The organism is Kitasatospora sp. NBC_01266, assembly GCF_036242395.1.
In the GTDB taxonomy this organism is placed as follows: Bacteria; Actinomycetota; Actinomycetes; order Streptomycetales; family Streptomycetaceae; genus Kitasatospora.
Map to the genome: position 1 here is coordinate 5,279,040 of NZ_CP108458.1, position 13,164 is coordinate 5,292,203.

The following is a 13,164-nucleotide window of genomic DNA, read 5'->3' on the forward strand; positions in this document are numbered from 1 at the left end:
CGATGCGTCGTGCACGTTTCGCGCCTATTGTGGGGTCGGTAACCGGTCACCCGCGGCTGTTCGGCCGCCGGACGGACCCCCGCCCCTCACCCTCGGTCATTGCCGCAGGTGCTCAGCGAGCACCGGGCGCCTTCTGCTGGAGACACCTGAGTTGAGCGCCACTGGGAAGTCGAGCGCGACCGGTTGGTTCGCAGACCGGTTCGCCGGTCCGGCCCGGGGCCCGGCGACCGTCGGCCCGACGGGCACCTGGCCCAGGACGGCCCTGGCCCTGCCGTTCATCGGCATGGCGCTGGTGGTCTGCCTGGACTACTTCAGCACCATCGAGGTGACGGTCGAGCCGGCCCTCACCGCCGTACCCGCGCTGGCGGCGATCGTCAGCCGCCGGGTCTGGTACCCGATCCTGACCGGCTTCCTGGCCGAGTTCGCCGCCTTCGGCCTGGCCGCCTACAACCACGTGCTCGGCGAGTCGGTGCACAGCGCCACCGTCTTCGCGATCGCCCTGGTCACCGCGATCAGCTGGGTCAGCGCCACGCTGCGGGTCCGCCAGGAGCAGGCGCTGGCCGATGCCCAGCTGGTCGCCGAGATCGCCCGCCGGGTGCTGCTGCGCTCGGTGCCGGACCGGGTGGGCAGTGTGCGGGCCGCCGTGCACTACGCGGCCGCCGCCGCGCACGCCCGGATCGGCGGCGACCTCTACGAGGTGGTCAACACCCGGCACGGGGTGCGCGCGGTGGTCGGCGACGTGCGCGGCAAGGGCCTGAGCGCGGTGGAGACCGCCGCCGCCGTGCTCGGTGCCTTCCGCGAGGCCGCGCACCAGGAGCCGGCGCTGGACAAGGTGGCCGGCTGGCTGGCCGTCAGCCTGGACCGCGCGCTGCACGAGCACGAGCACCCCGGGGTGGAGGAGGAGTTCGTCACCCTGGTGCTGATCGGGGTGGCTCCGGACGGCACCGCCGAGATCGTCAACTGCGGCCACCCCGCGCCGCTGCTGCTGCGCGCCGACGGCGTGGTGCGGGCGCTGGAGCTGGCCGAGACGGTGCCGCCGCTGGGCGTGCTCGACCCGGCGGACGTGGCGCCGCCGGTGCAGCGGGTGCCGTTCGAGCCCGGCGACCGGGTGCTGCTCTTCACCGACGGCGTGATCGAGGCCAGGGACCGGGCGGGCCGGTTCTATCCGCTGGCCGAGCGGCTGCCCGGCTGCGCGGCCGGCGGTCCGGTGGACGTGCTGGAGCGGCTGCACGCGGACGTGGTGCGGCACGTCGGCCGGCAGCTCGGGGACGACGCGGCGATGCTGCTGCTCCAGTACGAGCCCGCGCCGAACGGCGGGCCGCAGCAGCTGCCGCACCAGAACGGCCGGCTGGCCCGCCAGTAGCCGGCCCGGGCCGGGGCGGCGGGTCAGCGGCGGTCCGGGGCGGGGCGGCGGGTCAGCGGCGGTCCGGGGCGGGGCGGCGGGTCACAGCTCCACCTCGACCAGCAGCGGCCGGTGGTCCGAGACCCCGACCCGCGGCGCCGTGACGGTGCCCACCGCGGTGCGCGGCACCCCCACCGCCAGCACGTGGTCGAACTGCACCGCGGGGCGGTGCGAGGGGTAGGTGGGGGTGCGGGCCAGGTCGTGCCAGCCGCGCAGCTGCGGCGAGCCCTCGCGGCCCGGGCGGCGGCGCGCGCCGGGCAGCGGGCGCTGGCGACGCAGGGCCCGCGGCTCGCGCGGACGGTGCCGGGTGCCGGGCGCGCGGTCCAGCGCGGTGGCCCCGCCCAGCACGGTGCGCGGCACCGGGCCGACCAGGTTGAAGTCACCGAGCACCAGGTAGGGGCGCGGCAGGTCGGCGATCCAGCGCCGGATGCCGGCCAGCTGGGCCATGTTCCAGCCGGGCACGAAGGACAGGTGGGTGGCGACCACGGTGAACGGGCCGCGGTCACCCTCCAGGACGGCCGCCAGCGCCGCTCGCGGCTCGTCCGGCACCGGGGTCAGCCCGCGTCGCCCGGCCACCCGCAGCGGCAACCCGAACGGGGCGGGGGCGAACCGCCGGGCCCGCCAGTGCCGCACCGGCAGCCGGGTGAGCAGCGTGGTGCCGTAGGAGGGCAGTTCGGTGGCGGTGTCCACGTCCTGCGGGCCGTAGACCCGCAGACCCGGCACCGCCGGGTCGCGCAGCCAGCCGGCCACCGGTGCGGGGCGCCCGTGCAGCGCGGCGGCGAACCGCCAGTCGGCGGCGCCCATCGCCCGGGCGGCCACCGCGCTCTGGTCGCTCAGGCCGGAGCGCTGCTGGTACCGGTCCACCTCCTGGAGCGCCAGCACGTCGGCGTCCAGCGCGGCGATCGCCTCGTGGAGCGGCTCCGCCGCCTGTTCCGGGTAGGGCAGCGGGCTGCCGTCGGCGGCCAGCGGCTGGCCGTGCAGCAGGTTGAAGGTGGCGATGCGTAGCGGGCTCACATCTGGTGACGGTACGCCAGCCGGGTCGGCAAGCTTGAGACTGGGCTGCATACCGGGTATACATACCTGGTATGTCCATCAGACACGGTCTGCTCGCCCTGCTCGACCAGGGACCCCGTTACGGCTACCAGTTGCGCGTCGAGTTCGAAGCCAGGACCGGTGCCACCTGGCCGTTGAACGTCGGTCAGGTCTACACCACGCTCGGCCGACTGGAGCGGGACGGCCTGGTCGTCCCGGACGGTGAGGACGAGGAGGGGCACCTCTTCTACGCGGTCACCGAGAAGGGACGCGAGGAGCTGCGCGCCTGGTTCGACACACCGGTGCCGCGGACCAACCCGCCCAGGGACGAGCTGGCGATCAAGCTCGCGATGGCGGTGACCGTGCCCGGGGTGGACGTGCACGCGGTCGTCCAGGCGCAGCGCCGGCACAGCATCCAGGCGCTGCAGGACTACACCCGGCTCAAGGCCCGGGCGCTGGCGGGCGAGAGTGCCGCCGGCGCCCAGGGAGCCGAGCTGGCCTGGCTGCTGGTGCTGGAGCAGCTGATCTTCCAGGCCGAGGCCGAGGTCCGCTGGCTGGACCACTGCGAGACCCGGCTGGCCAACCACCGCGAGCGGCAGAGCGCCGCGGCCGCGACTTCCGAGGCGCCCGCGCGGCGCCGATCCAAGCAACACTAGGGGGAACGTTGAACGACACTCGGTTTCCCGACCGTACCGAGCCCGTGCTGGAACTGGACCAGGTGTCCCGGGTACACGGCCAGGGCGAGGCTCAGGTCCAGGCGTTGCGTGGAGTGGATCTGCGGGTCTATCCAGGGGAGTTCGTGGCGGTGATGGGCCCGTCGGGGTCCGGCAAGTCGACCTTGCTGACCTTGGCGGGTGGCCTGGACAGCCCCAGTGCGGGGCGGGTGGTGGTGGAGGGGCGTTCGCTGGGGGAGCTGTCGCGGCGGGGCTTGGCGCAGGTGCGGCGGCGGGCGATCGGGTACGTGTTCCAGGACTACAACCTGATACCGGCGTTGACGGCGGCGGAGAACATCATGCTGCCCCGGGAGTTGGACGGGATCTCGACCCGGGCGGCGCGGCGTGAGGCGCAGGCGGCGCTGGAGGAGGTCGGGATCGGGGAGTTGGCGGATCGCTTCCCCGACGACATGTCGGGTGGCCAGCAGCAGCGGGTGGCGATCGCGCGGGCGCTGATCGGGGACCGGCGGCTGGTGCTGGCGGACGAGCCGACCGGCGCGCTGGACTCGACCACGGGTGAGTCGGTGCTGGCGGTGCTGCGGGCGCGCTGCGACGCGGGGGCGGCCGCGATGATGGTCACCCACGAGCCGCGGCACGCCGCCTGGGCCGACCGCGTGGTCTTCCTGCGCGACGGCCGCCTGGTCGACGAGACCGGTCGGCAGAACGCCGAATCGCTGCTGGTCACCGCGGCCACCAACAGCCTTGATCGGCCGGAGTCGTGATGAGGCCCGGGGCGTGGAAGGTCGCGCTGCGGATCGCCCGCCGCGACGCGCTGCGGGCCAAGGGCCGCAGCCTGCTGGTGCTGGCCATGATCGCGCTGCCGGTGCTCGGCGTCACGGGTATCGACGTGGTCTACCGCAGCAGCACCCTGACCGCCGCCGAGCGGGCCGACCGCGAGCTGGGCCGCGCCGACCTGCTGCTCGAATCGCACATGCGCGGCGGCACCATCATCCAGGCGCCGTTCGCCGGCGACGGCGAGTTCGACGATCCGTCCGGCACGCCGGCCACCGCTCAGCAGCAACAGCGCAGCCGGCAGACCGATCCGGCCGCGCTGGCCGCCCAACTGCTGCCGACCGGCTCGGTGCTGGTCCCGCTGGTGGAGAATCAGCAGCTGCAGGCCACCAGCGCCACGGGGATCCTGCCGACCGAGGCGGCCGAGGCCGACCTGACCGACCCGATCTGGCACGGCAGGCTCAACCTGGTCCGCGGCCGGGCCCCGGTGGACGCCCACCAGATCGCCGTCACCCAGAACTTCCTGAAGGACTCCGGGCTGAAGCTCGGCGGCACCACGAAGCTGCAGGGCCTGGGCGATGCGCCGTTCACCATCACCGGCGTGGCCGAGTACCCGGACCAGCTCGATCTCGACGCCGTGGTCGCCCGCCCGGGCGTGCTGGGCGGCGGGCAGTCCTCGGACGCCGGCCCGGGTACCGGCTCGGCGAGCAGTTGGCTGGTGCGACTGCCGGCCGGCGCCACCGTCGACTGGGCCAAGGTGCAGGAGCTGAACCAGTACGGCTTCGCGGCCACTTCGCGCAGCGTGGTGCTGCACCCGCCGGCCCGTTCCCAGGTGCCGTACTACGTCAAGCAGGACAGCGAGCCGCACGGTGGCCGCCTCGACCAGACCGTGGTGGTGATGCTGGTCACCGTCGCCGGCATGGCCCTGCTGGAGATCGTGCTGCTCGCGGGCCCCGCCTTCGCCGTCGGGGCCCGGCGCTCCCGGCGGCAGCTGGGGCTGCTGGCCGCCGCCGGCGGCGACCGGGCGCAGGTGCGCGCGGTGGTGCTGGGCGGCGGGGTGGTGCTGGGCCTGGCCGGGGCGGCGATCGGTGTGCTGCTGGCCGTGCTGCTGGTGGCGGTCACCCGGCCGTGGACCGAGCCGCTGGCCGGCCGACGCTTCGGTGAGTTGCGAGTGGTCCCGCTCGACGTGCTCGGCATCATCGCGATCGGCCTGGTCACCGGGCTGCTCGCGGCCGTCGTACCGGCGATCCAGGCCTCCCGGCAGGACGTGGTGGCCGCGCTCACCGGCCGTGGCGGGGTCAAGCCGCCGTCCAAGCGGCTCACCGCGCTCGGCTTGCTGATGGTGGGCGGCGGGGCGGCGCTCGCGCTGCTCGGCGCGACCCGCGGGCTGGGCAGCCGCAGCACGGCGGTGCTCGGCGGCTCGATGCTCGCGGAGCTGGGCATGGTCGCCTGCACCCCGATGGTGGTCGGCCTCTTCGGCAAGCTGGGCCGCTGGCTGCCGCTGGGCCCCCGGCTGGCGCTGCGCGACTCGGTGCGGCACCGCGGCCGGACCGCGCCGGCGGTGGCCGCCGTGATGGCGGCGGTGGCCGGGGCGGTCGCGGTGGGCATCTACACCGCGAGCGCCGACGAGGCGGACCGGCAGTCCTACGAGCCGTCGGGACCGAGCAAGTCGGTGAGCCTGAGCTTCGCCAGCTTCAACGCCAAGAGCGGCGGCCCGGCGGTCCTGGCCGACCAGCGGGCTGCCGTCGAGCGCTCCATCCCGGCCCTCGGGCCCCGCGCCGACGTCCGGACCGTGCGTTACCCGGCCGGCTGCGCCGCGACCGCCGACCGGTGCGGTCAGGTGATGGCCGAGCCGTCACCGGCACAGCGCTGCCCGCTGGACGACGACCCGAACCACGGTCCGGACGTGGGCGACCCGCGCTGCGAGGAGGGGCCGCTGTACGGCAGTTCCTTCGGTTCGGTCGTGATCGGTGACGCCACCGTCCTGCACAACCTGCTGAACCTGCCCGACAGCGTCGCCGAGCAGGCCGCGGCCGACGGCCGGGTGCTGGTCTTCGACCAGAAGTTGTTCCAGGACGGGAAGGCCTTCATCCGCCTCCAGGATCCCTATCCGCAGGACGCGCAGACCCCGGAGGACTTCTCGAAGACACCACCGAGCCACGAGGTCACGGCGGACGCCGTGCTGAGGCCGCTGCCGAACCCGCCCGTGGGGATGTTCATGACCCCGCAGACCGCTGCCCGGCTCGGGCTGGACACCGTCGACGCCGGCTCGGTCTGGCTGCCGAGCGCGATGCCGACCTCGGCCGCCGAGCAGCACGCCCGTGCCCAGCTCGCGGCCGTCACCGCGCAGAGCGGGAACTTCTACGTCGAACGCGGCTACCAGCAGCAGCACAGCCTGATCGAGCTCGGCCTGACCGGCTTCGCCGTCCTGGTGGCGCTGGGCGCGGCGGGCATCGCCACCGGTCTGGCCTCCGCCGACTCGCAGCAGGACCTGACCACGCTGGCCGCGGTCGGTGCGGAGCCGCGGATCCGGCGCACGCTCTCCGGCTTCCAGTGCGGGGTGATCGCGGCGATGGGCGCGGTGCTCGGCACGGTCTGCGGGACGGTGCCGGCGGTGGCGTTGCGACGGGTCCAGGGGATGGCCTCCTCGCCGATGGACCACTCGCACACGGTGATCGCCTTCCCCTGGACGACAATCGCGATGACCCTGGTCGGGCTGCCGGTGCTGGCCGTGCTGCTGGCCACCGTGCTGACCCGCTCGCGGATCACGCTGCTGCGGCGTGCCGGGTAGCGGGTGACGGAGGTTACACGTCGCTGTGGTCCCGGGGCGCGGACCACAGCGACGCGCGGCGGGCCCGGCGAACTAAAGTCGTCCGCATGACGAAAACCCCGGACAGCGCCGTCCGCTCCTTCATCGATCAGCACGAGGCCGCCTTTCTGGCGGACCTCACCGACTGGCTCCGGATCCCCTCGATCGGGGCGGATCCGGAGCGGGCGGGCGACGTCCGCCGATCGGCCGACTGGCTGGTGGCGAAGCTGCGGGAGACGGGGTTCCCGGTGGCGGAGGTCTGGGAGACCGACGGCTTGCCGGCGGTCTTCGCCGAGTGGCCCTCGGGCGAGGCCGACGCGCCGACCGTGCTGCTCTACGGCCACCACGACGTCCAGCCGGCCGCCAAGGCGGACGGCTGGGACACCGAGCCGTTCGAGCCGGTGGTGGTCGGCAACCGGCTGTACGCGCGGGGCGCGGCCGACGACAAGGGCCAGGTCTTCTTCCACACGCTCGGCCTGCGCGCCCACCTGGCCGCCACCGGGCGCACCTCGCCGGCCGTCAACCTCAAGCTGCTGATCGAGGGCGAGGAGGAGTCCGGCTCGCCGAACTTCGGCGCGCTGCTGCGTCGCGAGGCGTCGCGGCTCACCGCCGACCTGGTCTTCGTCTCGGACACCGGGATGTGGAGCGAGAGCACCCCCACCATCTGCACCGGGATGCGCGGCAAGGCCGACTGCCAGATCGACCTGTTCGGTCCGGACAGCGACATCCACTCCGGCTCCTTCGGCGGCGCCGTGCCCAACCCGGCGACCACCGCGGCCGAACTCGCCGCCGCGCTGCACGACGGCGACCGGCGGGTCGCGGTGCCCGGCTTCTACGACGGCGTGATCGAGCTGACCGAGCGGGAGCGCGAGCTCTTCGCGAAGCTGCCCTTCGACGAGGCGGCCTGGCTGACGACCGCCAAGTCGCACGGCACCCAGGGCGAGGCCGGCTACTCGACCCTGGAACGGGTCTGGGCCCGGCCGACCGCCGAGGTCAACGGGATCTGGGGCGGCTACACCGGCCCCGGCAGCAAGACCATCGTGCCCGCCCAGGCGCACCTGAAGATCTCCTTCCGGCTGGTGGCCGGCCAGGACACCGAGCGGGTCGAGCAGGCCATCGCCGACTGGGTGGCCGCACAGCTGCCGGCCGGCATCCGGCACGAGATCACCTTCCGCGCGGCCACCCGCCCCTGCCTGACCCCGCTGGACCACCCGGCGCTGCGGTCCACCGTGCGGGCGATGGAGCGGGCTTTCGAGCAGGAGATCCTCTTCACCCGCGAGGGCGGGTCCGGGCCAGCGGCCGACCTGCAGGACGTGCTCGGGGCGCCGGTGCTCTTCCTCGGTATCTCGGTGCCCTCCGACGGCTGGCACTCGGTGAACGAGAAGGTCGAGCTGGATCTGCTGCGCAAGGGCGTGGAGGCGGCCGCCTACCTCTGGGGCGACCTGGCCGAGAACTACCGGCCGGCGGCCGGGGACCACTGAAGATCTGTGATCGGGGACGGACCGACCAATGAGCACCTTGCCTGAGACCGAAACGCCGCCGCGGCTCGCCCTGGCCCGGGCCGGGGTCGACCGGGCCGCGCAGCACCGGCTGGACGAGCCCTGGCTGGCCGCCGCCTGGAGCCACCCCAGTACGAAGGTGCTGCCGATCTCCGGCGGCGAGGCCTTCGTGGTGGACACCGACCGGGGCGCCGAGCTGGTCCTGCTGCCCTCCTTCGAGGCACCGCAGACCGGGGACCGGTACTTCCTGGGCACCGACGACGACGGTGTCTCCTACTTCGCGCTGGCCGGCGAGAGCCTGCCCGGCCGGCTGGACGGCGACGCCCGCCCGGCCGGGCTGCGCGAGGTCGGCGGCACCCTGTCGGACCGCGACGCGGGCCTGCTGGTGCATGCGGTGGCCCTGGAGCACTGGCACCGGCTGCACAGCTTCTGCTCCCGCTGCGGGCACCCGACCGAGAAGGCGGGCGCCGGCCACCTGCGCCGCTGCACCTCCTGCGCGGCCGAGCACTACCCGCGCACCGACCCGGCGGTGATCATGATGATCACCGATGAGCAGGACCGCTGCCTGCTGGGTCGCCAGGCGCTCTGGCCGGAGGGCCGCTGGTCCACCCTGGCCGGGTTCGTCGAGCCGGGTGAGTCGATCGAGCAGGCGGTGGCCCGCGAGGTCTTCGAGGAGGCCGGGGTGCGGGTCGGCGAGGTCGCCTATGTGGCCAGCCAGCCCTGGCCGTTCCCGGCCAGCCTGATGCTCGGCTTCGTCGGCCGGGCCGAGCCGGGCGGCACCGAGATCACGGTGGACGGCGAGGAGCTGGCCGAGGCGCGCTGGTTCTCCCGCGAGGAGCTGCGGGCCGGGATGGAGTCCGGGGAGATCCTGCCGCCGTCGGGGATCTCGATCGCCCGGCACCTGATCGAGCGCTGGTACGGCGGCCCGATGCCGAGCACCGCGCGCTGGTAGCGGAAATGGCAGGGGGGCGTGCGGAAATTAATCCGCGCCCCCCTTTGTCGGGCTCTGCCATCAACTTCCACCGGCTGCCCAGCCAGGTCGTTATGCCCGGTATCAGGCCAGGTCAGCGCGGTTCCGGTGACCCGGAGGCCGATTGTCGGGTGGGCAATCATGGCCCATTATGGTCGGTTTAGCTGAGAGAGTCTGGGCGGAATCGCTACATTTCCGGAGTGACCATCTCCAGTGGAAGCGTTCCGTCCCCCAAGTACCAACGACTGGCCGCCGACCTGCGCCGGCGGATCGCGGCCGGAGAGTGGCCCGGCGATACCGCGCTGCCCGTGGAGTCCGAACTGGAGCAGCAGTACGGCGTGGCCCGCAACACCGTGCGCCTGGCGGTGGACGTGCTGGTCAACGAGGGGCGGCTGGTCCGGCTGCAGGGCAAGGGCACCTTCCTGCGCGAGCATCCGGTGCTGGACCACCGGGCCTTCGGCCCACCGGTGGCCGGGCCTACCGGCCAAGTGGCCGGCGAGCCGCTGCTGCCGGCCCAGCGGGACGGTCTGGCCGCGCCCAGCGAGGTCTACACGGCCGAGGCCGAGGCAGCGGGGCGGGCGCTGACGGCCGAGTTCGAGATGCTGATCGTGCGGGCCCGGGTGGACGTGGCCGAGCGGCTCGGCCTGCGGCCCGGGGAGGCGGTGGTGGTCCGCCGGCAGCTGCGGCTGATGGACCGCGAGCCCTACTCGATCGAGGAGAGCCACTACCGGGCCGGGGTCGCGGCCGGCACCGCGCTGATGGAGCCCGATCCGGTGCCGGGCGGGGACGAGGCGGTGCTGGCGGCGCTCGGGCGGATCGAGATCGGCGCGGTGGACCAGTTGGTCTCCCGGATGCCGGGCCCCGAGGAGGCGCAGTGGTTCCAGGGCGGCCCGGGTGTCCCGCTGCTGGTGCAGACCCGGGTCACCTACGACCGCCGCGGGCCGGTGCGGGTGATCGAGAGCCGGTACTCGGCCGACCGCTGCCGACTGGTCTACGGGCTGGGCGAACTGACGGCGCGGCCGCTGCCGTGAGGCCGGCCGCGGTCCGCCGGATGCCCGCCGCCGAGTGGCGGGCCCGGCGCGGCTGAATCGCGGCCGGATGCCCGCCACCGGCTCGCGGCCGTTGGTCCGTCAGGCGGCGAGGGCGGACTGGACCTGGCGCAGGCTCGGGTTGGTCATCACGGTGCGCTCGCCGCTGGCGCTGACCACCAGGACGGTCGGGACCGTCTGGTTGCCGTCGTTGACCGACTCGACGAACTTCGCGGACTCCGGGTCCTGCTCGATGTTGATCTCGTCGTAGCCGATGCCCTCGCGGGTGAGCTGGCTCTTCAGCCGCTGGCAGTAGCCGCACCAGGTCGTGCTGTACATCGTCACGCTGCCGGACATCGAAAGGGCTCCTTCGTCGCGGGGTGGTTCGCCAAGGGTGGGTCTCGCGCTGCACAACGTACGCGAGGCCGGGTGCATTCCGGTGGTCGTGCGGGGTGGCCGTGCGGGGTGGCCGTGCGGGCACCGCCGAAGAGCGGGCCGATCGTCGTACCGGGCCTGTGGACAACTCGGGGCGGCTTGTCGGCGATTCCTGCCAGGATGTCCGGACCGGGCCGGTCGGCCCGCCGGGCTGAGAGGATGGAGCCCATGCAGGAAGAGCTGTCGATCGACTCCCAGGGTGGCCCCGGCGGCTACGGCGCCCGCCCGGCCGACCCGGACGCCGTGCTGGCCGGGCTCGACCCGGAGCAGCGGGCCGTCGCCACCGCCCTGCACGGGCCCGTCTGCGTGCTCGCGGGCGCCGGCACGGGCAAGACCAGGGCGATCACCCACCGGATCGCCTACGGGGTGCGCAGCGGTGTCTTCCAGCCGCAGCAGGTGCTGGCCGTCACCTTCACCGCGCGGGCGGCGGGTGAGATGCGCGGCCGGCTGCGCCAGCTCGGGGCCGACGGCGTGCAGGCCCGGACCTTCCACGCCGCCGCGCTGCGCCAGCTCCAGTACTTCTGGCCGCGCGCGGTCGGCGGCGAGGTGCCGCGGCTGCTGGAGCGCAAGGTGCAGCTGGTCGCCGAGGCGGCCGGCCGCAGCGGGCTGCGGGTCCAGCGCACCGAGCTGCGCGACCTGACCGGCGAGATCGAGTGGGCCAAGGTCACCCAGATCGTGCCGGACGACTATCCGGTCGCGGTGGCCAAGGCGGGCCGCGACGCGCCCCGCGACCCGGCCGAGATCGCCCGGGTCTACGCGACCTACGAGCAGACCAAGCGCGACCGCAACGTCATCGACTTCGAGGACGTGCTGCTGCTGACCGCCGCCATCCTGGAGGACCGCCCCGAGATCGCCGAGCGGGTCCGCGCCCAGTACCGGCACTTCACCGTCGACGAGTACCAGGACGTCTCGCCGCTCCAGCAGCGGCTGCTCGACCAGTGGACCGGCGGCGGCTCGGGCGCCAGCCTGTGCGTGGTCGGCGACGCCAGCCAGACCATCTACTCCTTCACCGGCGCCACCCCCGACTACCTGTTGAACTTCCGGGTCAAGCACCCCGATGCCACCGTGGTGAAGCTGATCCGCGACTACCGTTCCACCCCGCAGGTGGTGCACCTGGCCAACGGGCTGCTCGCGCAGGCCCGCGGCGCGGCCGCCCGGCACCGCCTCGAGCTGGTCTCGCAGCGTCCGGCGGGCCCCGAGCCGGTCTACACCGAGTACGCGGACGAGCCCACCGAGGCCGAGAGCACCGCGCACCGGATCAAGGAGCTGCTCGCCCGGGGGGTGCGGGCCAGTGAGATCGCCGTGCTGTTCCGGACCAACGGCCAGTCCGAGGTCTACGAGCAGGCGCTGGCCGACCTGGGCCTGTCCTACCAACTCAAGGGCGCCGAGCGGTTCTTCGAGCGTCCCGAGGTGCGCGAGGCGGGCCTGCTGCTGCGCGGGGCCGCCCGGGCCGGCAACGATCCGCTGACCGCCGACGCACCCGACCTCGCCGCCCAGGTCCGCGCCGTGCTCGCCACCCGCGGCTTCACCGCCACCGCACCGGCCGGCTCCGGCGCGGTGCGCGAGCGGTGGGAGTCCCTGGCCGCACTGGTCCGCCTCGCCGAGGAGTTCGAGGCGGCCCGACTGGCCGCCGGTGAGCCGGGCGACCTGGCCGCCTACGTGGCCGAGCTGGACGCCCGGGCCGCCGCCCAGCACGCCCCCGCGGTGGAGGGGGTCACCCTCGCCTCGCTGCACGCCGCCAAGGGCCTGGAGTGGGACGCCGTCTTCCTGGTCGGCCTGACCGAGGGCACCCTGCCGATCATCTACGCCAAGACCGACGAGCAGTTGGAGGAGGAACGCCGACTGCTCTACGTCGGGGTGACCAGGGCGCGCGAGCACCTCTCGCTCTCCTGGGCGCTGTCGCGCTCGCCCGGCGGGCGGGCCAGCCGCAAGCCGAGCCGGTTCCTGGACGGGCTGCGCCCGGGCTCGGCCGCGGGCGCCGGGCGCTCGTCCGGCGGGCGCGGTGGTGCGGAAGGCGGGGCGGAGCGCTCGGCGCAGCGCCGTGCGCCGCGCGGGCCGGTCAAGTGCCGGGTCTGCGGGCGCACCCTGACCGAGGCGGTCGAGCGCAAGCTGCGCCGCTGCGAGGACTGCCCCTCCACGATGGACGAGGGCCTCTACGAGCGCTTGCGCGAGTGGCGGTCCGCTCGGGCCAGGGAGCAGGGCGTGCCGGCCTACGTGGTCTTCACCGACGCGACCCTGATGGCGATCGCCGAGGACGCTCCCACCAGCACCGGTGAACTGAGCCTGATCTCCGGGGTCGGTGCCATGAAGCTGGACAAGTACGGGGCCGCTGTGCTGTCGTTGTGCGCGGGGGAAGACCCCGATGAGGAGCAGGCCGCCGAGGCGGACGACCTCTCGGGTGAAGCCGTCGGCGACCTCGCCGCGGATGACGCGGAGCAGGCTCCGCAGGAGCTGCCGGGGGAGCCGTCCGAAGGGCCCCGGGACCTGTCCCGAAACTCGCCGGAAAAATAGTTTGCGCGCTGTGCATGATGCGCAATAGCCTGC

Annotated in this window: 10 protein-coding genes; 8 read left to right on the forward strand and 2 right to left on the reverse strand. The window is 74.0% G+C overall.

Annotated elements, in window-relative coordinates:
• Positions 1-151: 151 nt before the first annotated feature.
• The gene (locus OG403_RS23105; protein WP_329567379.1) at positions 152-1,363 is read left to right on the forward strand and encodes a PP2C family protein-serine/threonine phosphatase; all 1,212 of its coding nucleotides are present in this window, start codon (positions 152-154) and stop codon (positions 1,361-1,363) included.
• Between the two features lie 81 nt (positions 1,364-1,444).
• On the opposite strand, the gene OG403_RS23110 is transcribed toward OG403_RS23105, so the two are convergent.
• Entirely contained in the window at positions 1,445-2,416 is a 972-nt protein-coding gene (locus OG403_RS23110) for an endonuclease/exonuclease/phosphatase family protein (RefSeq protein WP_329567380.1), read from the reverse strand.
• 71 nt (positions 2,417-2,487) lie between these two features.
• Here OG403_RS23110 and OG403_RS23115 point away from each other — a divergent pair, with 71 nt between their 5' ends.
• The 6 genes from OG403_RS23115 to OG403_RS23140 all read left to right on the forward strand — a co-directional run bounded on the left by OG403_RS23115 (position 2,488) and on the right by OG403_RS23140 (position 10,188).
• On the forward strand, positions 2,488-3,090 hold the full coding sequence (locus OG403_RS23115; protein ID WP_329567381.1) for a PadR family transcriptional regulator: 603 nt from the start codon (positions 2,488-2,490) through the stop codon (positions 3,088-3,090).
• A gap of 8 nt (positions 3,091-3,098) precedes the next feature.
• Positions 3,099-3,869, forward strand: a complete 771-nt coding sequence (locus OG403_RS23120; protein WP_329567383.1) for an ABC transporter ATP-binding protein — start codon at positions 3,099-3,101, stop codon at positions 3,867-3,869.
• Entirely contained in the window at positions 3,869-6,670 is a 2,802-nt protein-coding gene (locus OG403_RS23125) for an FtsX-like permease family protein (RefSeq protein WP_329567384.1), read from the forward strand. Before OG403_RS23120 ends, OG403_RS23125 begins: the two co-directional genes overlap by 1 nt.
• An 86-nt stretch (positions 6,671-6,756) precedes the next feature.
• On the forward strand, positions 6,757-8,169 hold the full coding sequence (locus OG403_RS23130) for a dipeptidase (RefSeq protein WP_329567386.1): 1,413 nt from the start codon (positions 6,757-6,759) through the stop codon (positions 8,167-8,169).
• Between the two features lie 28 nt (positions 8,170-8,197).
• A complete protein-coding gene (gene nudC / locus OG403_RS23135) occupies positions 8,198-9,139 on the forward strand; it encodes an NAD(+) diphosphatase (RefSeq protein WP_329567388.1) in 942 nt (313 codons plus the stop codon).
• A gap of 218 nt (positions 9,140-9,357) precedes the next feature.
• Positions 9,358-10,188 carry a GntR family transcriptional regulator gene (locus OG403_RS23140; protein ID WP_329567390.1) on the forward strand — a complete coding sequence of 277 codons (831 nt, stop codon included), beginning with the start codon at positions 9,358-9,360 and terminating at the stop codon, positions 10,186-10,188.
• 99 nt (positions 10,189-10,287) lie between these two features.
• On the opposite strand, the gene OG403_RS23145 is transcribed toward OG403_RS23140, so the two are convergent.
• Entirely contained in the window at positions 10,288-10,542 is a 255-nt protein-coding gene (locus tag OG403_RS23145) for a mycoredoxin (protein ID WP_329567392.1), read from the reverse strand.
• A 246-nt stretch (positions 10,543-10,788) separates the two neighbouring features.
• Here OG403_RS23145 and OG403_RS23150 point away from each other — a divergent pair, with 246 nt between their 5' ends.
• The gene (locus OG403_RS23150) at positions 10,789-13,131 is read left to right on the forward strand and encodes an ATP-dependent DNA helicase UvrD2 (RefSeq protein ID WP_442910962.1); all 2,343 of its coding nucleotides are present in this window, start codon (positions 10,789-10,791) and stop codon (positions 13,129-13,131) included.
• Positions 13,132-13,164 lie beyond the last annotated feature (33 nt).

Bases quoted from the DNA above. Each gene is read 5' to 3' on its own strand.
- OG403_RS23115 (WP_329567381.1), top strand. From the start codon at position 2,488: ATGTCCATCAGACACGGTCTGCTCGCCCTGCTCGACCAGGGACCCCGT.
- OG403_RS23125 (WP_329567384.1), top strand. From the start codon at position 3,869: ATGAGGCCCGGGGCGTGGAAGGTCGCGCTGCGGATCGCCCGCCGCGAC.
- OG403_RS23130 (WP_329567386.1), top strand. From the start codon at position 6,757: ATGACGAAAACCCCGGACAGCGCCGTCCGCTCCTTCATCGATCAGCAC.
- nudC (WP_329567388.1), top strand. From the start codon at position 8,198: ATGAGCACCTTGCCTGAGACCGAAACGCCGCCGCGGCTCGCCCTGGCC.
- OG403_RS23145 (WP_329567392.1), bottom strand. From the start codon at position 10,542: ATGTCCGGCAGCGTGACGATGTACAGCACGACCTGGTGCGGCTACTGC.
- OG403_RS23150 (WP_442910962.1), top strand. From the start codon at position 10,789: ATGCAGGAAGAGCTGTCGATCGACTCCCAGGGTGGCCCCGGCGGCTAC.